The sequence below is a fragment of the Paenibacillus daejeonensis DSM 15491 genome, from assembly GCF_000378385.1.
Lineage (GTDB): Bacteria > Bacillota > Bacilli > Paenibacillales > Paenibacillaceae > Paenibacillus_D > Paenibacillus_D daejeonensis.
In genome coordinates this window covers 60,546-82,259 of sequence record NZ_KB899670.1, presented here as the reverse complement: position 1 = coordinate 82,259, position 21,714 = coordinate 60,546, and the positions used below count along the sequence as shown (strand labels likewise).

Here is a 21,714-nt window from a genome sequence, read left to right as displayed (position 1 = left end):
GACTGGCAGGCCATGAATGATCCGCTGTTCATGATGGACAATAGTCTGTTAGACTGGAATCAAACGGATATCTGTATAGGGGGCATCGCATGATTCGCAAAGCAGAAGGGTTTCAGTCGGAGAAAATCATTGTCCTCCCCAGCTATCAACTGGAGGAGCTCGCCTCCCACCCGCTGATCAACCAAATTCATATGACCGATATCGGCTATTATCCCAGGGCTGCTGATCATTACCGCGAACGTCCGCATGGCTGCGATTCACACATCCTAATCTATTGTGCCGGCGGTCGGGGCTGGATTCGCCTGGGAGACGGCAGCCCCGTCCAGGTCGTGGAGCTGAGCGTGGCCATTCTGCCTGCCGGCATTCCCCACGCCTATGGCGCGGATGCTGCAGCGCCATGGAGCATTTACTGGTTTCATCTGCAAGGGGAGCAAGCAGGTCCGCTGTTGGCTGGCATTGATACGCCTGACGGTGTCCGCCAACTGCCCTCGGCAGCAGACGGGGAACGGCTGGTGGAGCTGTTCCATCAGTGCTATGACCTGCTCTCGGCCCGCGCCTATTCGTTGCCCCATCAATTGCATGTGTCGCACACCGTCCGTTACCTGATCAGCTATATCGGACTCCTGCCGGAACGCCAGGCAATCAAGAGCCAAGCTTATATTGAGCAGGCGATGCTGCTCATGCAGGAGCGTCTGGAGTCACATGTGACCATTGAAGAGCTGGTCACCTACACACGCATCTCCAAGCAGCACCTGAACCATTTGTTCAAGCAGCATACCGGCTTTGCTCCGATCGATTACTATCTGCGTTTAAAAATGCAGCGGGCCTGCCAGCTGCTTGATCTGACGGATGATAGCGTCAAGTCGATTAGTCTTACCCTCGGGATGACGGATCCCTACTATTTTTCCAGGCTGTTCAAGCAAATTATCGGTGTCTCCCCTTCCGCTTATCGGGGCAAGCTTAAAGGATAATCGCCATCTCCGAAATGACTGCTTTGTTGCGAGCAGTCATTTTTTGTCGTGGGATGATTGACCTAACAAAAACCGGGTTAATGGATACATGTGCTAGTTCTGCGAGAAAACATCAGACGAAGGGCACAAAACTTTGTGACCCTGCTATCATGACTTCCATGTCAACTCGTGGAATAATAAGAAACCGTAGCGGGTTTTGGTAAATCGAGGCGAAGAGAGATGAAAGCCAAAATTTACTTACCAAATAAAAAAAGAGAAACCAGTGGGAGGAAACAACGTTGAAAAAATGGTCTATGGTAATGGTGATTGTGATGCTGGCAACTGTGCTTGCGGCATGTGGCGGCGGAAACAACGCAACAACAAATGATACACAGGGGACTGGCGGAACAACTAACAATGTAACAGATAATGCTACGAATACAGAGACAAATGAGCCTGACGCCACAGAAGAGCCTTCCGGCGATGTGCCGACGGCAGAAGAGCTGATTACTAACATTGCTGCAGCCTCTGCAAGTATGGAGAGCTTCACGATGGAGATGGTTTCCGAGCAAACCATCGACATGAACGGTGAAACACAAAATGTGAAAACATCGGTCAAAAGCGACATTATCCAAAACCCTCTTACTGCTTATCAGGAGCTGACAATGGAAATGCCGGCTGAAGCTGGCGGTAACCAGGAAATGATCCAGTACATGACTCCTGAGGGCATGTACATGCAGGTATCCGGCCAATGGATCAAGATGGCTGGCCCAGAGCAAGGCGCAATGATGGAGCAACTGCAGCAGCAAGCAAGCCCAGAAGCCCAACTGGAGCACTTCAAGACCATCACGAATGAAACCACGGTTACGGAAGAAGGCGACAACTACATCCTGACCGCAGACGTGTCTGGTGACAACGTGAAAGAACTGTCTAAGAACATGCTCGAAGGCATGGGCGGCGGTGCAGATGCAGGTGGTATGGACCAGCTGATGGATCAAATGGGTATTGAAAAAATGCTCATCGTTTATACCGTCCGTAAAGACGACTACCTGCCTGTATCGATGAACGTGGAAATGTCGATGACAATGGAGCAGGAAGGCATGACGATGAAAATGAACAACAAATCGGAAAGCACGTTCTCCAACTACAACGAAGTCGGTGAAATCACCGTTCCTGAAGAAGCACTGAACGCGCCTTCGATGGACGAAATGATGCCGGAGATGCCAGCTCAATAAATCTTCTACCTTTAAACATGAACGACGGCGCCAGGGGATGACCCTTGGCGCCGTCGTTTTTGTCTTTCTTACCGCTATCCCCGTTCAGTCGCGCTTCAGCGTCCCTTGCAAGAAAACCTCTATAGCCTTTCGATGCATCACAAGCGCGTCGGCTTGCGGCAGACGCTTCGCCATCTCGGCCAGGCCCATCAACGTGGCTTCGAGAATGATCGCCAGCTCTTCAGCGTTCCCCTGCTGCAGCTCCCCCTTGTCCATGCCTTCCTGCAGGAGCTCCCGGTTAAAGCGCAGATGCTCGTCCATATAGCCGGCCACTACCTGTTGTACGTCGTTGCTCTCCAGCTCCGTGGAGAGAAATTCGTCCATCGCTTTGCTCAGCGGATGATTGAGATCATCCACCACCAGACGTTCGACCAACCCGTACAGCTTGTCTACTACTGTCGTGTAGTTGCCTTGCTTAGCGTCCCACTGCTCGCTCCACTCCTCATACCACTCATCCAGCAAATAGCGGAACAGCCCTTCTTTACTCTGAAAGTGATAATAAATATTGCCCTTGCTCGAACCCGTCGCCGCTACGATATCTTCAATAGAAGTTGCCTTAAACCCCTTCTGGGCAAATAACGACCGAGCTGCCTCGGCCAGCCGGGCCTTGGTCTGTTCGCTCTGCTGGCGTTTTTTGTTCATCGTCTTCCCCTCCTGCTTCATCGGTCCGCTCCCAACCGGGCAGGACTTGTGATGGCACCATATTTTCTATAGTACACCACGATGGTCAGCAAGACGATAGCTTCGGAGAGCGGGACCGCCAGCCAGACCCCGGTAATGCCGAGCCAAGGTGGCAAAATGAGCAGGAACAGCAGCATGATGATAATTTCCCGCGCTGCTGTAATCCAGACCGCCATCCGCACATGGTCGACCGACTGAAAGTAGGTCATCATGACAAAGTTCATGCCCATGAACGCGTAGGCGAATACGAATATCTGAAAGCCATCCACGGCTGTTTGCTTCACAGCCGGAGTGAAGTCACCGAAGATACCGACGATCCAAGGCGTGAACAGCTGAATAAATACCAGTAACGCCACGCCTGCCCCCGCTGCGGTCCAGAGTGCGATCCGGAGGGTCTGTCGTTTACGCTCCTCTTGGCGCGCACCATGATAGTAGCTCACCAATGGTTGGATGGCCGAGCCCATGCCCAGAAAGGTTAGCAGGACAACACTATGCGTATAGTTAATGATCGAGAAAGCCGCTACACCTGATGTGCCGGCCAAATGCTCAAGAGACAAGTTGTGCGAGATCGTGAACACGGAGATGCCGACCTCCGCCAGAAAGCTTGGAAAACCGATGATCACAGCAGATACGAACAGGACGCGGTCCCATTTGAAACGGCGTAAATGCAGATTATTGGCTTTCCGTGTAAAGTGCGTCAATAACACAAGCAAGCCGAGCGAGGCTGCAATGATTGTACCTGTCGCTACGCCCGCCACACCGAGATCGAGCACATAGAGAACAATATAGTTAATGCCGATGTTGGAGAGCGCAAATGTGATCTGCGCCGCCATCGCCAGGTTGGGATTGCCGTCGTTGCGTACGAAAATGCTGAGCGCATTCTCTACCGTGAACACAAAACCTAGCAGCAGCATGACTGTAATATAAGCCATCGCATGCGGGTAGGTGTCACTATTGGCCCCGAGACCATAAACGAGCGGCTCCCGGAAAATAAAAGCCGTCACCCCGATGATCAGAGTCACTGAGAAGATCACCGTAAGCGACTGCGCAAATATCCGTTTCGCCTTGTCCGTATCTCGGGCACCCATGGCCTGAGAGTATAGTGTCGCGCCGCCGATACCGAGCCATAGTGACATGGCAATCAGCAGGGTATACACCGGACTGGCAATGCCGATTCCTGCCAGCGCCTCAGCACCAAGCTTGTTCCCGACCATGATGCCATCGACGACAATATTGACTGCGACGAGAAGCATGCCTAGCAGCGATGGAATGAGATAGCGCAGAAACGCGCGTCCAACGGACTGATTTTCTAACGGGTTCAACATTTTTTGTGATTCCATGATGATTGCACCTGTCCTATTATTATTTATACTGAACGTTCATTCAGTATTATAAGACCTTTAAGATAACAATGCAACTGGATGCTGTTTCCCGCTAACTGACTAATTTCAATCCGACCGCCGAAGCCAATACCAATCCGATAAAGAAGATCCGCAAGGCCTGCCGCGGCTCCCCATAAAAGATCATTCCCAGCACCGCGCCCCCCGATGCCCCGATCCCGGTCCACACCGCATAGGCTGTACCCATCGGCAAATGCTCCATGGCATAAGCAAGCAGGAGGAAGCTGAGACCAAATGCCAAAATAAGCTGGGCCAAAGCTGCCAACGAACGCTGATGATTAAATTTGTTGATCATGAGGACGCCTGCCATTTCACATAACCCTGCCAGTATTAGCGCAATCCAGCTCATGCGTGATCCACCTCCACAATCTCTTCAGGCTTCTCATGGCTTACCAGCTTCAGTCCAATGACGCCAATCAGAAGCAATCCGATCATCGCCAGTTTGCCCAGCTCCGCCTGTCCACCGAACAGAATGATCTCCGCCATTACTGTACCAGCTGTTCCTAATCCCACAAAAACGGCGTAGACTGTACCAACCGGTAACGCCCGCGAAGCTGCAATCATCAGCGTAAAGCTGACAATAATGGCGATTACCGTCGCTCCCCACTCCAGCCAACCCGTCGCATGCTTCAAACCTATCACCCATCCGACTTCAAATACTGCTGCGATGATGACCATCAGCCAGCTCTTGCTCATCCTTCCTCACGCTCCTTGGTTTATTTTCCCCGGGAACTCTCCCGGCATACGTCAACGCCACTGCTGCCAGCCTTCTCCCGTAACCATAGCAAAAGCCCGGGATATAAACTGCTGGCGCAGTCTATCTCCCGGGCTTTTATCCCTCCGTGTCACAGCCTTGCGGCTGCCGTTTTCTCTCGGTCCAGTCCACGCAGCGTGCGGAACCCTAGAAAACTGTGATCCTATGACGTTCCCTCCATTATACACAGATATCTGCCATGGTCAAGTCAGGTTTGAAATGGGTAATCGTCTCCAGCTACTTGTCGGATAATCCTTAATATTGTGCTATCATCCCCAAAATCCTTTTATATCTTCTCTAGCCGATACCTTTTATACTGTGAATATAGCTGTATTCAATCGTAAGGGAGAGAGATACTATGCGAACCAAATTTGTCCATCAACCGCCAAGCAATGGCTATCCCGAGTGGAATAACAACCCTGAGATCTTTCAATTAAACCGTCTGCCCGCCCATGCTTCGATGATCGGATACCCGACTGCCGAGCAGGCGCTTGCAGGCCAGAAAGCCGCATCTCCCTGGCGCCAGTCTCTGAACGGACAATGGAAATTTGCCTGGTCCCCGAATCCTGATGAGCGTATCGCGAACTTTTACGAAAACGATTACGATACAAGTGAATGGGCCGAGATCGCGGTTCCTTCCCACTGGCAGCTCCAAGGCTATGATTATCCGCAATACACGAATATTCGCTATCCATGGTCCGAATCTGAACCGGAGCTGAAGCCCCCGTACGTACCAACCAAATACAATCCCGTCGGCTCCTATGTGCGGACGCTGACCGTCCCCGAGGCTTGGCAGGGCCAGCCGGTCTTCATCAGCTTCCAAGGCGTAGAGTCGGCTTTCTACGTATGGCTTAATGGTGAGCTGGTGGGCTACAGTGAGGACACCTTCACGCCTGCCGAGTTCGATCTGACGCCTTATCTCATTCCCGGTGAGAACAAGCTGGCCGTAGAGGTCTATCGCTGGTGTGATGCGAGCTGGCTGGAGGATCAGGATTTCTGGCGCATGAGCGGGATTTTCCGTGAAGTCTACTTGTACACGTCCCCTCCTGTCTTCATCGCTGATTTCTTTGCCGTGCCGCATCTGGACGAGAATTACGAGCATGCTGAGCTGCGCGTGAATGCACGGCTCGAGGATTACAACCTGGCAGCCGCAGCCGGCTACCAGCTGTCGATGCAACTGCATGATAAAGATGGCCGTTCTGTATGGGCACAGTCACCTGGCGAAGGCGTTGCTTTTACGAACGGAGCCAGCCAGTCGGTGCAATTGACAGCTTCCGTTGAGCGACCACTACTCTGGAGCGCCGAGACTCCACACCTGTATACGCTCGTCCTGTCACTGACAGATGCAAACGGCGAGTTAGTGCAGACGGTCAGCTCCAAAGTTGGCTTCCGCTCCTTCGAGCTCAAGGACGGCCTGATGAAAATCAATGGCAAGCGCGTCCTCTTCAAGGGCGTCAACCGCCACGAATTTTCTTGTGATACGGGACGTGCGCTTGGCGTTGAAGAGATGATCACTGATATTTTGCTGATGAAATCGCATAACATCAATTCCGTTCGCACCTCGCATTATCCTAACCAGTCGGTATGGTACGAGCTGTGCGACGAGTACGGTCTGTATGTCATTGATGAGACCAACCTGGAGACACACGGAACGTGGCACTACCGTCAGGGCGAGTTGAATGAAGGCAATGTACCAGGCAGTCGTCCGGAATGGACAGCCAATGTACTGGATCGCTGCAACTCGATGTTCCAGCGCGACAAGAACCACCCGTCCATCGTCCTGTGGTCGCTGGGTAACGAGTCGTTCGGCGGTGATAACTTTATCGCCATGCATGATTTCCTGAAGGACGCGGATCCGTCACGGCTTGTTCATTATGAGGGGATCTTCCATTACCGTAAATCGGAAGCCGCATCCGACATCGAGTCGACCATGTACATCCGCCCTGATCAAGTCGAGAAGTATGCGCTGGAGGATGCGAGCAAGCCTTATATTATCTGCGAATACAGCCATGCGATGGGTAACTCCAACGGCGGACTGCACCTGTATACAGAGCTGTTCGACAAGTATGACATTCTGCAGGGCGGCTTCATCTGGGACTGGGTGGATCAAGCGATCCGCACGACAACCCCGGACGGCACGGAGTATCTCGCTTATGGTGGTGACTTCGGCGAATCGCCGCATGACGGCAACTTCAGCGGCAACGGCCTGATCTTCGGCGACCGCTCGATCACGCCGAAGCTGTTGGAGGTCAAGAAGTGCTACCAGTACGTGGATATCCGCGCCGTGGATCTCGCCGAAGGCCGCATCGAGGTTCGCAACAAATATCTGTTCCTTGATCTTGAGGCGTTCGACCTCACATGGGAGATTCAGCTGGGTGGTGCTCCTGCGCAGCAGGGCAGCCTGACGCTGGCATTGGCACCAGGTGAGACCCTGGAGGCCGTCCTGCCATACGAGGCAATCCCGGTAGATTCAGCAGAAGAAGCGCTGCTGACCGTATCCTTCCGTCTGAAAACGGCTGCGCCTTGGGGTGATGCCGGGCATGAAATCGCCTGGGATCAATTCGTACTCGCCCCAGGACTGCCGAAGCTGCCTGCGGCTGACCACTCCGATGCCTCCCTGGATGCCCAGGAACAGGATGGACGCCTGGTCGTGTCGGGCAGCGGCCTGGCTGTCGCCTTCGATCTGGCGACTGGGGAGCTCGTCTCCTATGCGGCAGATGGCCAAGAGCGGCTGCTGGCGCCAGCAGCGCCTACCTTCTGGAGAGCCATTACCGACAATGATATCGGCAGCCGGTTGAACGAGCGCAGTGCCATCTGGCGTGAAGCGTCGCTGAGCCGCCGCCTGAGCCGCTTCCATTGGACCCAGGACGGTCGGCTTGTGCTAGTCCGGGCGGACTATACGCTGCCAACTGCACCGGTCAGCTCGCTGACGGTCAGCTACACCGTACGTCCGGATGAAGCGGTGGAGATCGAGCTGTCCCTGACGCCAGGCAGCAGTGATTCGCGTCTGCCGGAGATCCCGGCGGTCGGCATGCAGCTCGTGCTCAACGGCTCGCTCGACACGATCGCTTGGTACGGTCGTGGACCGCACGAGAGCTATTGGGACCGTCAGACCGGCGCCCGTCTGGGTCGCTTCATCGGACTCGTCACTGATCAGTATGTGCCTTACTTGCGTCCGCAGGAGTGTGGCAACAAGACAGATGTGCGCGAGGCTTCGATTACAGCCGGCACCGACGGAGCAGGTCTCCACGTCACTGGCCCAATCCCGCTCGAAGTATGTGCGCTGCCTTGGACCTTCGAGGAGCTGGAAGCGAACGATCACGGCTACAAGCTGCCTGCCTCCGAGAAAACCGTGCTGCGTGTCAACTACAAGCAGATGGGTGTAGGCGGCGACGACAGCTGGAAAGCCCCGACGCACAGCGAGTACCTGCTCCACGCCAACCGTCCGTACACGTACCGCTTCACGCTGTCTCCGCTTCGCTAGTCTAACGTTACTCCGCGCTTGGGCGGACGCCTCGTGGTCCGTCCAAGTGGGGAGATACTTTGACGGCTTAGTTAGTTTAGCCTAGTATGCAGAAAGCCGGCCCAACTGATTTGGAATCAGTCGGGCCGGCTTTTTTAGGTGCGTTGCGCTGCAACGCACCTTTCTTCCTCTATTTGCCGCCACCCTCGACTTTCGCCTGCGGTAGCGCACCTTTCTTCCTCTATTTGCTGCCACCCTCGACTTTCGCCTGCGGTAGCGCACCTTTCTTCCTCTATTTGCCGCCACCCTCGACTTTCGCCTGCTATAGCGCACCTTTCTTCCTCTATTTGTCGCCACCCTCGACTTTCGCCTGCTGTAGCACACCTTTCTTCCTCTGGGCACGCCGTTATGAACGTGCTGGCTCGCTAGACGGCGCCATCCGTTCGACGGACCGGGCCATCCAGGCCAGAATCAGGCCGCCGAGACAGACTGACAGCACGGTGCCGATTCCAATTGGGCCGCCAAGCAGCAGCGCCAATCCGAGGAATACCAGGTAGATCAATGTCCGCGCGACACCCAGCGTCATCCGGGCGCGCTGGCGCAGTACCAGCATCAGTCGGTCCACCGGGATCGGCGCAATCCGTGTATACAGATACAATGCCGTGCCAAAACCGATACAGAGCAGGCCCACACCAAATCCCGCCAGCTGCTGTCCCAGCAATGTCGGCTCGACATGCCTTAGGGCCAACAGCCACCCGTCTATGCCAAGCCCGGTCACCAATGCGGTGCCCAATCCGGCAAAGTCCGGCCGATGGCGCCCCAACAGCGCATTGAAAAAAATCAGCACAAACGCAATAATAATCTCCCAACTGCCCACGGTCAGGCCTACGCTCCGTGTCAGTCCGACCAATGCCGCATCAAACGGCGACACACCCAGGCCGCTAACAATCGTCAGCGCAATGCCCAGACTGAGTATGCCGATGCCTCCCAGGAAGAACCCCCACTTGTACTTGCTTTGCATCCCTTGTTGCTCTGTCATTCTTCAAGTCTCCTCTGCTGTCCTCGTGCTGAAATTCGTCCCTTAACCATCCATCTAATTAACTATCCACCCCATTAACCTTCCATCCGAAACTAATAGAGCAACCGCCACATATAAAAAGTCGCGTACGCCTCCCAGCCGGACCAGCCGCCCGCCAGCTCCCGGATCTCAGGAATCGTCGGCTTGCGGTCCCAGCCCAGCGCCTGCTTGAGTGCCAGGTGCAGCCCCACATCGGCGATGGGAAAAGCCGTCGGCATTTGCAGACAACGCATCAATACATAGTTGGCCGTCCATGGGCCAATCCCCCGAATCCGGACCAGCGCCTGCTCCATCCGCGCCAAATCCCCCTCTGCGAGCAACCCTTCCCGGCTCAACTCCCCCCGTCCAATCAACTGGGCGACATGGATGAGGTATTCACTCTTGCGACTAGACAGCTGTAGCGGTCTCAGCTCCTCAACGCTTAGCCCCGCGATCCGTTCCGGAGTTGGAAACATAGCGTAGCTCTGATTACCGGCCTCCAGCCGCCGTCCATACTGCTCTATTAATCTGCGCTTCAGCGTATAGGCAAAGGGCAAATTGATCTGCTGACCGAGGATGCCCCAGCTAATCGCCTCGAACAAATCGGGGATTCCTGCAATCCGCAAGCCCCGGTACAGACGGGCTGGTTCCTGAAGCAAAGTATCTTTTTGAGCCATCTCATCAAAGGGGCGCAAATCCGTATCCAGGTCGAACCACCGCCTCACATATCGGGTAGCCGCTGCCCTAACAGCTGCTCCCGGTGGCGGCCCGTCTCCAAGGAAGCGTACCAGCAGCGCTGAATCATCCGCCGCCATCCCGATTTCAACGACTAATGCCGTCCCTTCCGCGTCAATGGCCCTGTACACTTTGCCATTCTGTACAGTATACAGGATTTCCAGAGGCGAGCGTTCCAGATAGCTCAGGTTCTGCGCGAAACTGAAAAGCTCCGGCACAGGCAAACTCAGTTGCACGGCCATCCCCTCCTTTTCCTTATCTCAGTTATACCATACTTTCGCCTGATGGCACTTTCGTTATCTTGCGCTTCCATCTTCCGAACGTATCATTCTCGTTTCTACAGAGGTATACTTGAGCTACGGAGAGGAGGAGGTCACTAGGATGGAAATTGACGAGGAACTGCAATGGCAGGCCGTCCTCAATAATGATGCAAGTCACGACGGACGATTCTGGTATGCGGTGCGGACGACCGGTATTTTTTGCCGACCCTCTTGCAAATCCAGACCTCCCAAGCGAGCGCATGTCCAGTTCTATGATACAATTGCCGCAGCCCAGCGCGAGGGCTACCGCCCCTGCAAACGGTGCCTGCCCCACGAGCACAAGCTCCCCGAAGAAGCCTGGATTTCCCGCGCTGCAGCCTATATGGACAGACATTATGCCGAGGAGCTGACACTACACCGGCTGGCTGAAGCCTGCCACGGCAGTCCTTATCATTTGCAGCGCACCTTCAAACGGATCATGGGGATCACCCCGACGGCCTATCTGCAGCAGCTACGGATCAGCCGCGCACAGGAGCTATTACGTTGCTCGACGCTATCGGTCAGAGCAATCGGTCAGGAGCTTGGTCTGAGCAATCTTCCTTACTTCATTACACTCTTCAAACGAATGACCGGGAGTACGCCGGCCCGGTACCGACAGGATAATGGCGTGCACGCACAGGAGGCGGTAACGAATGAATAATACACAACACCCCGTATATTGGGACCTATTAGAATATAAAAATTGGCGGCTTTACCTGGCAGCTGAGGAGAGCGGGCTTTGTTTTGTGGGGTCGCTGAATGGAGCTTTTGAAGAGCTGTCTGCCTGGGCGGCTGCCAGGCGGCCTAACGAGCCCTTGCTGCAGGACCGTGAGCGCTTGCGTCCTTACGTTCAAGAGGTAACGCAGTATCTGTCTGGGGAAACCACCGTTTGGGATCTGCCGGTGGCGTATCGCGGAACGCCATTTCAGCAGGCAGTGTGGGAAGCGCTCCGGGAAATTCCTTATGGCGTGACTCGAACCTATAGCGAAATTGCCCAGCAGATCGGTCGGCCCGCCGCCGTCCGTGCTGTCGGTGCAGCAATTGGTGCCAATCCTGTCATGCTCTACATCCCCTGTCACCGGGTCATCGGCAAGGATGGCGCCTTGACCGGGTTTCGCGGCGGTTTGGAAATGAAGTCTCTACTGCTCGAGCTGGAGCGCCGGTAACGGCGCTTTTTTGGTCTTCAGAAGTGATTGACATCAATGGATTGGCGGCGTATAGTCTAATTAATAAAACACTTATTAAAACTATTTTAATAAAGGAGCTGCCCGCATGTCGCTCTTCGCCAATAATGCCTCCCGGGTCAAAAAGATCAACACCGAGCTTATTAAAAATACGCTGCGAAGTCTGGATTACGCCACCAAAGCACAGGTCGCCTCAGCAACAGGGCTGAGTGTAGCCACCTGCGGGACCATTCTTAATGAACTGCTGGAGCAGGGCGAGGTGCTGGAGGCTGAGCTGGAAGAGTCCAGCGGGGGACGTCCCGCCAGGCGGTATCGTTACAATCCGGATTACGCTTATATAGCTGTGCTGCTTGTACGTACGGAGGGCGGACGGCATTCCATTCAGGCTTCCGTCGCCAATCTAGCCGGGGAGCTTATTCATGACGAGCTACGTGTGCTCGAGCATATCGATGCCGAGGTGATCGACGCCCGCATTGAGGAGTTATTGGCTGCTTATGAGCAGATTCGTGCTGTCGGAATCGGCATTCCCGGCGTTGCCCATCACGGAGTGATTGGCGTATGTGACGTGCCTGCGCTGGCTCATCGTGCTTTAGGTCCGGAGCTGCAGGACAAGCACGGCATAGAGGTTCTGATCGAGAACGATATGAACATGACCGTGTACGGACTGTATCACCGCCAGCAATACGACGAAGAAGCGGTGTTTGCTGCCATCACTTTAGTCGAAGACCACTTTCCTGGTGCAGGCTTCATGGTGAACGGCCGGCTCGTGCGTGGCCATACCACGTTTGCTGGCGAGATTTCTTTTTTGCCACACGTCATGTCCCGGGCGGAGCAGCTGCGTCGGATCAACCAGCCTGATGAGATGCTGCCGCTGGTCGTCTCCATTATCCTGTCAATTGTATCGATACTCAATCCAGCAACGATTGCTCTCACCGGTACGATGTCAGCAGCCCTCTCACTCGAAGAGGTCACGGAAGGCTGCCTCAAGCATCTGCCCAAGGAACACATGCCGGAGTTGTTCGTCAATACGGAAACCAGTGAGGAGTACAGGTTTGGCTTGCTGCAAGCCACCCTGGAACGACTGACTTACCATCTGCAGCTCATTGAGCGAAAAATATAGAAACGAGGGAACCTCATGTCCAGCCCAACCCAGCTCCACACGGTTAATCTCGCCAAGTGGCGTTTGGCCGTCTTTATCCTGTTCGCCCTGCCCGGTCTCTCTTTTTCCACGTGGGTATCCCGCACACCGGTGATCCGTGACCTGCTTGATGTAAATACTTCGCAAATGGGGTGGATCATCTTTGGTCTGGCCGCCGGGTCGATGATTGGCCTGACATTCGCTGGCCATATCGTCGCCCGTTACGGGGCCCGGCCCGTTATCATTTCGTGCGGACTTTTATTTACGGCTGGCCTTGGTGCTGTCGGTGCATCCGCATCGTTTTCTTCGGCCATTGCTGTTTTTATCAGTCTGCTCTTCTTCGGACTGGGCTACGGTCTGGCTGAAGTTGCGCTTAATGTCGAGGGTGCTGCCCTGGAACGGGCTACTGGCAAAACCTTGATGCCAGCGCTGCACGCCGGTTTCAGCGCAGGCACCCTGCTCGGCGCGGGGATCGGATCGGGCGCTGATGCCCTGGAGGTGTCTGTTCTTGTGCATCTGAGCGGCATTGCGGTGCTGGTCACCATCATTGTGCTGGCGTTCTTTCGCTTCCTCCCTCTGGCCACAGGCAAAGATGATGAAAATGATGCAGATGAAGCGCCAATGTCCTTCACTGAGCGGCTTGCGATCTGGAAGGAACGGCGACTCATTCTGCTTGGTCTCATTGTACTCGGTATGGCATTCGCCGAAGGCTCGGCCAGTGATTGGCTGCCGATTATGATGGTCGACGGCTATCAAGTGGAATCTGCGATGGGCTCGTCCATTTATGCGTTGTTCGTGGGTGCCATGCTGATCGCCCGTCTCTCCGGTGGCTACTTCCTCGACCGCTACGGCCGTGTGCCGGTGCTACGCGCCACAGCAGTGCTGGCCATTATCGGCATCCTGCTGGTCATCTTCGGCCAACATTACCTGGTCGCTGCAGTTGGCGTCGTCTTCTGGGGCCTCGGTGCCGCACTCGGTTTCCCTGTCGGCATGTCGGCCGCCGCGGATGTGAAGCGCGGTGCAGCAGCCCGGGTGAGTGCCATCGCCACGATCGGCTACCTCGCCTTCCTGGCCGGTCCGCCGTTCCTCGGCCTGCTTGGCGAACACTTCGGCTTGCTGCGGGCCATGCTGGTCGTCATGGTATTCGTCATCATCTCGGCCCTGCTCTCGCAGGCGGCTCAGCCCCCAGAACGAAAAGCGAAAGCTGGGGAAGCCTCTTAAGGTGCGAGGTGCCTGCGGTAGGTCGAATGTTACTAGTAGCCAGAAAAAGCAGAAAGCCGCTCCTCCTCCGAAAGGATGGAGAGCGGCTTTTTTGGTGCATTCCAGTGGTGGCACGAGCTGCGATCGTGGCCTAAACGAGCGTCGCTTGGTGCGATCCATGGAAAGCTGGTTTCGTTAGAGTAGATTTCGCGTCGCAGTGGGCGCTCCAAGTAAACTTTCTAGACTTAGAGCGGAGTTCCACAACGCTTGGCGCCCTCCAAGTAAAGTTTCTAGACTTAGAGCGGGGTTCCACGACGCTTGGCGCCCTCCAAGTAAAGTTTCTTTCGCTGCAGACCCACCAAACCGCCGCTCGACGCCTCCAAGTAAAGTTTCTTTCGCTACTGACCCCACCCACCGCCGTTCGACGCCTCCAACGAAAGTTTCTTTCGCTACTGACCCCACCCACCGCCACTCGACGCCTCCAACGAAAGTTTCTTTCGCTACAGAGCCCACCCACCGCCGTTCGACGCCTCCAACGAAAGTTTCTTTCGCTACTGACCCACCAAACCGCCGCTCGACGCCTCCAACGAAAGTTTCTTTCGCTACTGATCCCACCCACCGCCGCTCGACGCCTCCAACGAAAGTTTCTTTCGCTACTGATCCCACCCACCGCCGCTCGACGCCTCCAACGAAAGTTTCTTTCGTTGCAGCCCCGCCAAACTGCCGCTGGGCGCTTTTCTTGCCTGGTGCGCAGATCCCAGCGCGCGGGGGGCGGGGCATCCGAGCTCCCGGCGAAGCAGCGAGAGGCCCATTCGTTCAGGCGGCGCCGAGCCGGATCCGGGGCCGAACTCCTGTGTCGGATTCCAGCCATCGCCGCCCAGCCCCGCCGCCCGCAAAGGCCCAGCCCCCCCCCCCCCCAGCCCCCGGGGGCTACTCCGGGCGTCCGACGGGGAAGCCGAACAAGGAGGCAAAGGCCTCCTGCAGCCCCTCGGAGCCGAGCTGTTCGCGAATCCGAGCGGGGGTGCCCTCCAGCTCGATGACGCCGCCGCGCAGGAAGGCGATTCGGTCCGCGAGCCCTTCAGCCAGCGGCAGCTGATGCGTTGAGAAGATGACCGTCTGCCCTGCAGCGGCGGCCTGTCTCACCAGCTCAGCGAAGCTCTCCATCCAATACGGGTCGAGACCATTGGTCGGCTCGTCCATTATGAGCAGCGGCGGCCGGGCCAGCAGCGCCTGAGCGAACAAGATGCGCTGGCGCATCCCTTTGGAGAAGGCACTCACCGCCTTGCGCCCCGTCTCCGTCAGGCCGACCTCCGACAGCACTTCCCGCGCGCGTGCCGCTGACAATCCTCGCAGACCGGCCCAGAAGCGCATGGTCTCCGAAGCCGTCAGGCCCGGGCTAAACCGGTAGTCATCCGGCATGTATCCAATCTGCCCCGCATAGTCGAGTCGATTCTCCCGCCACCGCAGACCACCTACCACAATATCGCCCTGGTCCGGCTGCATCACGCCCGCCAGCATCCGCAGGATCGTGCTCTTGCCGGCACCATTGCCGCCGCATAGCGCAACGATCTCTCCCCGCTCTGCACTCAGATGCAGGTCTTGGATAATGACCTGGCGCTGCATGGTTTTGCGAATGCCGCTTAACTGTACAAACGGCTCACCCACGCGATCGCCTCCTCTCCCAGAACCAAGCCGATGCTCCTGCCGACAATACAATCCATAGCGCTGAGACTGCCGCGAAGCCTAAAGTCCCCGCTGGCTGACGAATCCATCGCACCCACGCGTAGTATTCCGGGCCCAGTATGGACCCCGCTCCCAGCTTGACCACAACGAACAGCCGGGTCAGCTCTGCCGGGTTCAATAGCGTTAACGCCGTCACCGCCGGCTTGACCCACAGATAAGGCAGCAGCCCGAGCACAGCAATCAGCAGCGGGGCCCAGCCAATGACGGCGAAGAACCAGATCGCAACGGCCATCGTCAGCGCCTGCCAGCGGTTGCGAGCCAAGGTGCCCACGACCAGCGAGACAGCGAGGAACAGCAGAGCTAGGCTGCCGGCAAAGACCAGCAGCAATCCATACGTTTGCAAGTCAAATCCGCCGCCTGTCAACCAGCCGGCCACACCCGCTAGGCCAAAGCCAGTAGCGATAATAGCCAGCAGCACGACCGCCAATCCACCGTACTTGCCGGCAATCCAAGACCAGGTCCGCACCGGATAAGAAGACAGCAGCTCCCAGTTGCCATCCTCCCGCTCCCCCGTTAAGGAGAACGAGCCCAGCATGAGCGTCATCAGCGGCAACAGATACACAATCAGGTTGAGCATCGTCCCTGTCACACCTGTGTAGCCCTGCACGTAGCCTTGCGACTGAATCAGGAGTAGACTAAGCATGAAAAGGGCGAACAGCGCCATGAACGAATACGCCCACGGATTTCGGAGACCCATCCGAACCTCCCGGAGCGCGATCTGCAGCGTGTGACTCATGCCGCCGTCCCAGTAGCTGTCGCTCCGTTTGCTGTCATGCCATACCCCGTACCCTTGGCATCGCCGTTTCCTGTACTCCCATGTCCCGACGCATTGGACCGACTGTTAGCCTCATGCGTGGGCTGATCAACCTCGCCATCTTTATTAGCACCCTGCCCCGCCGCACCAGCATCGTTTCCGGCACCGTGTGTATCAGCTTCGTGACCAGCCTGTCTATCCCCATGCGCCTCCTGCTCATCCTCATGCGCGCCCATCGCGCCGTTCTGTTCATCATCATGCTGGCTCATCTCGCCATCCTGCGAGTCGCCATGCGCATCCATTTCTGCTTCCCCATCACTACCATGCGCATTCACCTCACCGTCGTGGGAGTGGCTGTGCCCCTCCATGCCGGACATCTCCATCATCTCGCGATTGACCTCCCAGCTGTGATTCGCCAGATCAGCCGCGGTCATCAGCTCACCTGCCCCGTATTCAGCCATGAACGCCTCGGCCTCGGCTTCTTGCTCAAACGAGACAATCCCGTACGCCATTGGCGTCTGGATGGTCGCATCGTATACATAGTAGGCATCCTCATATTTGAGCCATTTGCTATTGGTATAATCGCGGACAAACTCGGCCCCCACCGTATCCGTGCCGTATTCGGTTTTCCATTCATTCATACAGCCAATATCATCGAATTTCAGGGACTGTCCGTCTTTGGTAATGATCTGCGTTGCAAACTCGTCATCCTTGATGGCCATATTGCAAATTGCGCAGCGGTCGGTTGCTTCATCAATCGGATGCGGCTCGTACGACGGACCACCACAGGCAGCTGCCAGAACCATCGTTAGCAGAAGCACTGCCCAGACATTCACCTGCTGTCTTTTCACTCGTTTTATGTATCTCATGTTCCTCTTCTCCTTGCCAAATAGTATAAAATCCCCGTTCCCGCCAGCAGCACCGAGCCTGCCACGCCAACAAGCCAGCCACTCTGCCGATCCGGATCTGTCTCTCTCATGTCCAATGGCCTCATCAGGGGCGACGCATCCGTCGTCCAGGATTGCCGGTCCGCCTGGTACAGATCCTCCAGAAACAACATGCCCGGCGATTGAAACAACAGCTGCAGCTGCGGCCGTCGTTGGACAATCCCGCTAAACAGCGGATTAACAGCATAGCTGATGTCACTATAGCCGTCCCCGTCGATATCGACGCCGCGGTGAGCATCCCAGTAGTTGCCGGAAATCGTATTATCGACGCTTCCCCTCGCCTGCGCATCCGCCATATTGCCGATCCATTGATTTCCCGTCAATGTATTGCCACTGGCCGAGATTAATTGGATGCCGATGAAATTATCCAGCATCCGGTTGCCCTCCAGCTGATTATCTGAAGACTGCTCGACATAGATTCCTACCCGATTGCCTTCCAGCTGGTTATCCCGGACGAGGGTAGCGTGCGCATCGAATAACAGCAGGCCTTGCGAGTTCACGTTTTCGTTTTGCTTGGCAAATGTATTGCCGGTAATCTCGACTTCCCGTGTATTCATCACCATCGCGCCCGTCACATTGCCTTCGCCCCGGTTACCCAGAATTCGGGTGCCTACCGTGTACATGCAGTGCACACCATAGCGAGAATCGGCAAGATCATTATCCGTCACTTCATTATGATCGCTGTTCTCCAGATAGATTCCATCATGCATATCCCGAATCCGGTTGCCTGTTATCAGGTTGTCGTGGGAATCATATAGGTCGATCCCATTGCCTTTGGCAGCCAACCGCACGGCCTGTGCAGCCGCCTGACTGCTCCATACCACCAGATTTCCTCGCAGCTCGCCGCCTTGCGCCCCTCTCAGCTGGATCCCGTCGGCTGCCGTAATAATGGTGAGGTGGCTCAATTGCACCTGGTCGCCTGTTACCAGAATCGTCGGCTCGTTCTTGACCGTCTCATCCACGATGCGCAAGCCATCGACCGCTACCCCGTCCGCTTCAATCCGCAGGGCCTGACCCTCACCTGTGTACTTCAGCAACACTTCGCCCGTTTGGTCAGCTATCAGTGCAAGAGGCTTGGTGATGACAAGTGGTCCTTCATATGTACCCTCCGGAATGGTCAGGCGATCGCCTACTGCAGCTTGGTCTATCAGCGTCTGCAGGGATGGGCTTGAAGCCGATGCTTCAACCTGGTGATTCGCCCCGGCTATCCACAGCATCGCCACACCTGCCATCAGAGCCAAGACTCCCCCCTTTAGCGTTCGACCGCTTCTGCGCTGCATGGCTCGTGTCATTGAACATCAACCTGTGCTTTTTTGGTGAGATGCAGATCGTCCACATACAGATGGACAAACGTTTCATAGCTACCTGGATCGGCAAAAGTATACGTCGCCTCAAAGCCGCCCTCGCCGTCATACGTCGCATCAATCAGCACCGGCTCACCTTCCACCCGGATATCCAGTGTCACATCGGCCCGGTCCGTAATCTCGGCACCCGTAAATTCCGCAACCAGTGTCACTGGCGTGCCGCTACTAGCCGGAGCCGGTTCAGTCCGGACTGTGGCTTCCACCAGTGCCGGATCAATCGGCACCGCCGGTTCGCCGCCGCAGCCGCTAAGTCCGATACCAAGCACGCCTAGCATCAGCAGTTGACGCCACCTTGCTTTCATCCCTTCACGCCCTTTCCTTATTCAATCATCCTGCTCCCGTCTCTACACGCTCCTGCGAAACTCACCAGCCCCAAGGACCGCTCAGCCATCCCAGCCTGACCCCTGCCACTTGCCAGAGCATCATGGACTGCGGCTCCATCAACGCTGTCGTGCATGCCGACTCCGGCTTGTAATTGTACGTCTGGGCCCCCCGCCAATTGATCTCCCCGAGATAATTGGTCGCTTCCGCCTGATCAAAGCACGGAGGCGCGATATACGTTTCCAGCGTATGATCCACCACCATCCGCGTACGGTCCGGTGGTCCAGTCGTGACCGGCACGACCGCAATGACGCACAGCAACACGATCAGCCCCGGCAGCCACCACCGTCTGATCCGCTTCATCCTATTCTCCTTTCCCAACTGCATCCTGCAGCTGCCTTGTGAACATTCCATGAAGCCAGGCCCCTATCTAACAGAATAGTAGCCCTATCGGGTTATAGCCCCGGCCAAATAGTGAATGCTACACTAGAATCAAACACCGGCATGCCTTATTTGAATAACCTCATTTCGATAACCTCTATAAGAACTAGGAGTGATACGATGTCCAGCCATACCAAAGCCGCGCGTCCTTACCTCATTGCGGCGATTATACTTGTGGCGGCTTTTGCCGCTTACCTGCTGTATCCGCTCTTCCAGAGCAAAAGCCTGCCTGTCGTCATGGCCTCTCCAAACTTCCAAATGCCTGATCATGAAGGTAACATCGTGACGCAGAGCGATTATGACGGCCAAGTGCGCCTCATGTCCTTTATCTTCACCCGCTGTCCTGACATCTGTCCTGCCACAACCATTCATATGGTTGATATGCAGGAAGAGCTGAAGGCTAGAGGATGGTATGGCGATCAGGTCTCTTTTGTCAGTGCCACTTTTGACCCAGACAATGATACGACCGAAGTACTGGAAGGGTATGCCGAGCGCCTGGGTATCGATCAGACAGGCTGGACGCTGCTGCGAGGCGAGGAAGCCGATACGATTGCCCTCGCCGCTGAATACGGCAACAGTGTGCAGCGTCTGGATGACGGCCTCTATGTGCATAGCATTACGTCTCTGCTGTTGATCGACGGCGAGCATCAAGTACGCAAGATTTATCGCATGGGAGATGACATCAATCAGGAGGAAATTCTCGCTGACATCGCGACCCTCGTCGAAGGACGCTAATCTTCGTTCTAGCATGGGCTCCGGGTTCACGCCGCCAGCAGGCAGCATGTGCCCGGAGCTTTTTGCATGAGCGTCCCTACAAACGTATGCTGTACGCCAGTTATTGCTGCACCGCCAGCCATTCGGCAAGCGAGCCGATTTCCTCTTCGCTCAGTTGTCTGCCGAAGGCCGGCATCCCGCCCTGTCCCTCCGTAATGATCTGGGCAATCTGCGCTTCGTCATACTTGGCACCAACCTGCTGCAGGCTTGGCGCCGAGCGGCCTTGCAGCTCCGCACCATGGCAGCTCAGACACTTCTGTCGGTATACCGACATCGCTTCACTGTACTCCGAGACTTCTTCCCCTGCTCCTGTATTGTTGGGTGGTGCCTCAGAGCCTCCACCTCCGCCGCAACCGCTAATCGCAAGCATGGCTGCCAATGCAGTTGTTGCAATCGACCATTTGCATCTGTTCATTTGCAATCGCTCCTTCATTAGTAATTAGTCTTCCATTTTCTACCCTTTCCTAAGCCACCCCTGCTCATACGCATATCTGGCCAGTTGCACACGATTATCCAGATGCAGCTTGTGCAGAATATTCTTCAGATGGTTCTTCACCGTGTGCTCCGAGATCCCCAGCGTATGCGCAATATCCCGATTGGCGGCCCCTTTTGCCACTTGACCGAGAATCTCTCGTTCTCTGGCTGTGAGCGGATCGCTGCCCGGTGCAGCTGTCTCGATGGGTGAGAACTCCTTGAGCAGCCGGAACGCCAGCTCCCGCGTCATCGGCGCTTCATCCAGTGCGATGGCCCGAAGATATTCGTGCCAGGCAGCAGGCGAGAGGTTTTTGAGCAGATAGCCCTGAGCCCCTTTCTTCAGCGCCTCGAACAGATGCGTAATATCGTCGGACACGGTAACCATGACAATTTTCACATACGGATACTTGTCCTTCACCCGCTTGGTTGCCTCCAGACCGCCGATTCCCGGCATGGTGATATCCATCAGGATCAGGTCCGGCATCCACAGCTCGGTCAGCGGCAGGGCCTCCTCTCCGCTAGTGCCTTCAGCCACAACAACAAAAGCGGGATCGCCCCCAAGAATCATCCGGATGCCTTCTCGCGCATGGTCACTGTCATCAATCACCAGTACGCGAAAGACGGGACTGTTCATCAGCTGCCCCTCCCTTCTATTCCCCTTTATCCTACTGTACCTCTGGCTCTGGCACATGACCCGAAGGAGTCAGAAGCGGTGAACGTTGTATGTCAACCGGATGATTTTCGCTGTGACGCAGCTTACA

The 21,714-nt window shown here is 55.8% G+C and carries 22 protein-coding genes and 1 riboswitch; of the genes, 8 read left to right on the top strand and 14 right to left on the bottom strand.

The features are described from left to right. The first annotated feature begins 89 nt into the window (after positions 1-89). Entirely contained in the window at positions 90-971 is an 882-nt protein-coding gene (locus F556_RS0125295) for an AraC family transcriptional regulator (RefSeq protein ID WP_020619804.1), read from the top strand. 299 nt (positions 972-1,270) lie between these two features. Then, entirely contained in the window at positions 1,271-2,185 is a 915-nt protein-coding gene (locus F556_RS0125290) for a DUF6612 family protein (protein ID WP_020619803.1), read from the top strand. Between the two features lie 84 nt (positions 2,186-2,269). Here the strand turns inward: F556_RS0125290 and F556_RS0125285 are convergent, their stop codons facing one another. The 4 genes from F556_RS0125285 to F556_RS0125270 form a co-directional block, all read right to left on the bottom strand. Next, positions 2,270-2,866 (bottom strand): TetR/AcrR family transcriptional regulator, encoded by a 597-nt coding sequence (locus F556_RS0125285; RefSeq protein ID WP_020619802.1) that lies wholly within the window; start codon positions 2,864-2,866, stop codon positions 2,270-2,272. Between the two features lie 17 nt (positions 2,867-2,883). Continuing rightward, positions 2,884-4,245, bottom strand: coding sequence for an MATE family efflux transporter (locus F556_RS35160; protein WP_040717946.1), 1,362 nt, complete (start codon positions 4,243-4,245; stop codon positions 2,884-2,886). Positions 4,246-4,339: 94 nt separating this feature from the next. Further along, positions 4,340-4,654 (bottom strand): DMT family transporter, encoded by a 315-nt coding sequence (locus F556_RS0125275; protein WP_020619800.1) that lies wholly within the window; start codon positions 4,652-4,654, stop codon positions 4,340-4,342. Further along, a complete protein-coding gene (locus tag F556_RS0125270) occupies positions 4,651-5,001 on the bottom strand; it encodes a DMT family transporter (protein ID WP_020619799.1) in 351 nt (116 codons plus the stop codon). Before F556_RS0125270 ends, F556_RS0125275 begins: the two co-directional genes overlap by 4 nt. A 123-nt stretch (positions 5,002-5,124) precedes the next feature. Further along, a riboswitch (guanidine-I (ykkC/yxkD leader) is annotated at positions 5,125-5,221 on the bottom strand. Positions 5,222-5,417: 196 nt separating this feature from the next. Here F556_RS0125270 and lacZ point away from each other — a divergent pair. Further along, the gene (lacZ, locus tag F556_RS0125265) at positions 5,418-8,543 is read left to right on the top strand and encodes a beta-galactosidase, LacZ type (protein WP_020619798.1); all 3,126 of its coding nucleotides are present in this window, start codon (positions 5,418-5,420) and stop codon (positions 8,541-8,543) included. 385 nt (positions 8,544-8,928) lie between these two features. Here lacZ and F556_RS0125260 read toward each other — a convergent pair whose 3' ends face one another. Next, positions 8,929-9,561, bottom strand: a complete 633-nt coding sequence (locus F556_RS0125260) for a YczE/YyaS/YitT family protein (protein WP_020619797.1) — start codon at positions 9,559-9,561, stop codon at positions 8,929-8,931. A gap of 92 nt (positions 9,562-9,653) precedes the next feature. Then, entirely contained in the window at positions 9,654-10,556 is a 903-nt protein-coding gene (locus tag F556_RS0125255; protein ID WP_026297486.1) for a DNA-3-methyladenine glycosylase family protein, read from the bottom strand. A 139-nt stretch (positions 10,557-10,695) separates the two neighbouring features. Here F556_RS0125255 and F556_RS0125250 point away from each other — a divergent pair, with 139 nt between their 5' ends. The 4 genes from F556_RS0125250 to F556_RS0125235 all read left to right on the top strand — a co-directional run bounded on the left by F556_RS0125250 (position 10,696) and on the right by F556_RS0125235 (position 14,156). Continuing rightward, positions 10,696-11,274 (top strand): bifunctional transcriptional activator/DNA repair enzyme AdaA, encoded by a 579-nt coding sequence (locus F556_RS0125250; RefSeq protein ID WP_020619795.1) that lies wholly within the window; start codon positions 10,696-10,698, stop codon positions 11,272-11,274. After that, positions 11,267-11,779 (top strand): methylated-DNA--[protein]-cysteine S-methyltransferase, encoded by a 513-nt coding sequence (locus F556_RS0125245; protein ID WP_020619794.1) that lies wholly within the window; start codon positions 11,267-11,269, stop codon positions 11,777-11,779. Before F556_RS0125250 ends, F556_RS0125245 begins: the two co-directional genes overlap by 8 nt. Before the next feature lie 106 nt (positions 11,780-11,885). Then, positions 11,886-12,917, top strand: coding sequence for an ROK family protein (locus tag F556_RS0125240; protein ID WP_020619793.1), 1,032 nt, complete (start codon positions 11,886-11,888; stop codon positions 12,915-12,917). Positions 12,918-12,932: 15 nt separating this feature from the next. Beyond that, the gene (locus tag F556_RS0125235) at positions 12,933-14,156 is read left to right on the top strand and encodes an MFS transporter (RefSeq protein WP_020619792.1); all 1,224 of its coding nucleotides are present in this window, start codon (positions 12,933-12,935) and stop codon (positions 14,154-14,156) included. 909 nt (positions 14,157-15,065) lie between these two features. On the opposite strand, the gene F556_RS0125225 is transcribed toward F556_RS0125235, so the two are convergent. From F556_RS0125225 to F556_RS35145, 6 genes are all read right to left on the bottom strand, one after another. Next, entirely contained in the window at positions 15,066-15,800 is a 735-nt protein-coding gene (locus F556_RS0125225) for an ABC transporter ATP-binding protein (RefSeq protein ID WP_020619790.1), read from the bottom strand. Further along, positions 15,793-16,614 (bottom strand): ABC transporter permease, encoded by an 822-nt coding sequence (locus F556_RS0125220; RefSeq protein WP_026297485.1) that lies wholly within the window; start codon positions 16,612-16,614, stop codon positions 15,793-15,795. Before F556_RS0125220 ends, F556_RS0125225 begins: the two co-directional genes overlap by 8 nt. Next, on the bottom strand, positions 16,611-17,501 hold the full coding sequence (locus F556_RS36925; protein WP_020619788.1) for a nitrous oxide reductase accessory protein NosL: 891 nt from the start codon (positions 17,499-17,501) through the stop codon (positions 16,611-16,613). Before F556_RS36925 ends, F556_RS0125220 begins: the two co-directional genes overlap by 4 nt. Continuing rightward, the gene (locus F556_RS0125210; protein ID WP_020619787.1) at positions 17,498-18,811 is read right to left on the bottom strand and encodes a right-handed parallel beta-helix repeat-containing protein; all 1,314 of its coding nucleotides are present in this window, start codon (positions 18,809-18,811) and stop codon (positions 17,498-17,500) included. Before F556_RS0125210 ends, F556_RS36925 begins: the two co-directional genes overlap by 4 nt. Positions 18,812-18,867: 56 nt before the next feature. Then, positions 18,868-19,245 carry a hypothetical protein gene (locus F556_RS35150; protein WP_020619786.1) on the bottom strand — a complete coding sequence of 126 codons (378 nt, stop codon included), beginning with the start codon at positions 19,243-19,245 and terminating at the stop codon, positions 18,868-18,870. 61 nt (positions 19,246-19,306) lie between these two features. Further along, positions 19,307-19,627 carry a hypothetical protein gene (locus F556_RS35145; RefSeq protein ID WP_020619785.1) on the bottom strand — a complete coding sequence of 107 codons (321 nt, stop codon included), beginning with the start codon at positions 19,625-19,627 and terminating at the stop codon, positions 19,307-19,309. Positions 19,628-19,825: 198 nt separating this feature from the next. Here F556_RS35145 and F556_RS0125195 point away from each other — a divergent pair, with 198 nt between their 5' ends. Beyond that, positions 19,826-20,440: an SCO family protein gene (locus F556_RS0125195; protein ID WP_020619784.1), complete on the top strand. Its 615-nt coding sequence runs from the start codon at positions 19,826-19,828 to the stop codon at positions 20,438-20,440. A gap of 100 nt (positions 20,441-20,540) precedes the next feature. Here the strand turns inward: F556_RS0125195 and F556_RS0125190 are convergent, their stop codons facing one another. Together F556_RS0125190 and F556_RS0125185 are read right to left on the bottom strand one after the other, a co-directional pair. After that, positions 20,541-20,894, bottom strand: coding sequence for a c-type cytochrome (locus F556_RS0125190; protein WP_020619783.1), 354 nt, complete (start codon positions 20,892-20,894; stop codon positions 20,541-20,543). 39 nt (positions 20,895-20,933) lie between these two features. Further along, complete coding sequence (locus F556_RS0125185; RefSeq protein WP_020619782.1) at positions 20,934-21,587, bottom strand: response regulator; 654 nt, start codon at positions 21,585-21,587, stop codon at positions 20,934-20,936. Positions 21,588-21,714: the final 127 nt, after the last annotated feature.

Coding starts and splice junctions, on each gene's coding strand:
- F556_RS0125270 (WP_020619799.1), bottom strand. CDS start 5,001: ATGAGCAAGAGCTGGCTGATGGTCATCATCGCAGCAGTATTTGAAGTC.
- F556_RS0125210 (WP_020619787.1), bottom strand. CDS start 18,811: ATGGCAGGTGTGGCGATGCTGTGGATAGCCGGGGCGAATCACCAGGTT.
- F556_RS35145 (WP_020619785.1), bottom strand. CDS start 19,627: ATGAAGCGGATCAGACGGTGGTGGCTGCCGGGGCTGATCGTGTTGCTG.
- F556_RS0125220 (WP_026297485.1), bottom strand. CDS start 16,614: ATGAGTCACACGCTGCAGATCGCGCTCCGGGAGGTTCGGATGGGTCTC.
- F556_RS35160 (WP_040717946.1), bottom strand. CDS start 4,245: ATGGAATCACAAAAAATGTTGAACCCGTTAGAAAATCAGTCCGTTGGA.
- F556_RS0125245 (WP_020619794.1), top strand. CDS start 11,267: ATGAATAATACACAACACCCCGTATATTGGGACCTATTAGAATATAAA.
- F556_RS0125235 (WP_020619792.1), top strand. CDS start 12,933: ATGTCCAGCCCAACCCAGCTCCACACGGTTAATCTCGCCAAGTGGCGT.
- F556_RS36925 (WP_020619788.1), bottom strand. CDS start 17,501: ATGAGATACATAAAACGAGTGAAAAGACAGCAGGTGAATGTCTGGGCA.
- F556_RS0125255 (WP_026297486.1), bottom strand. CDS start 10,556: ATGGCCGTGCAACTGAGTTTGCCTGTGCCGGAGCTTTTCAGTTTCGCG.
- F556_RS0125275 (WP_020619800.1), bottom strand. CDS start 4,654: ATGAGCTGGATTGCGCTAATACTGGCAGGGTTATGTGAAATGGCAGGC.
- F556_RS0125285 (WP_020619802.1), bottom strand. CDS start 2,866: ATGAACAAAAAACGCCAGCAGAGCGAACAGACCAAGGCCCGGCTGGCC.
- F556_RS0125195 (WP_020619784.1), top strand. CDS start 19,826: ATGTCCAGCCATACCAAAGCCGCGCGTCCTTACCTCATTGCGGCGATT.
- F556_RS0125250 (WP_020619795.1), top strand. CDS start 10,696: ATGGAAATTGACGAGGAACTGCAATGGCAGGCCGTCCTCAATAATGAT.
- F556_RS0125290 (WP_020619803.1), top strand. CDS start 1,271: ATGGTGATTGTGATGCTGGCAACTGTGCTTGCGGCATGTGGCGGCGGA.
- F556_RS0125260 (WP_020619797.1), bottom strand. CDS start 9,561: ATGACAGAGCAACAAGGGATGCAAAGCAAGTACAAGTGGGGGTTCTTC.
- lacZ (WP_020619798.1), top strand. CDS start 5,418: ATGCGAACCAAATTTGTCCATCAACCGCCAAGCAATGGCTATCCCGAG.
- F556_RS0125190 (WP_020619783.1), bottom strand. CDS start 20,894: ATGAACAGATGCAAATGGTCGATTGCAACAACTGCATTGGCAGCCATG.
- F556_RS0125295 (WP_020619804.1), top strand. CDS start 90: ATGATTCGCAAAGCAGAAGGGTTTCAGTCGGAGAAAATCATTGTCCTC.
- F556_RS35150 (WP_020619786.1), bottom strand. CDS start 19,245: ATGAAAGCAAGGTGGCGTCAACTGCTGATGCTAGGCGTGCTTGGTATC.
- F556_RS0125240 (WP_020619793.1), top strand. CDS start 11,886: ATGTCGCTCTTCGCCAATAATGCCTCCCGGGTCAAAAAGATCAACACC.
- F556_RS0125185 (WP_020619782.1), bottom strand. CDS start 21,587: ATGAACAGTCCCGTCTTTCGCGTACTGGTGATTGATGACAGTGACCAT.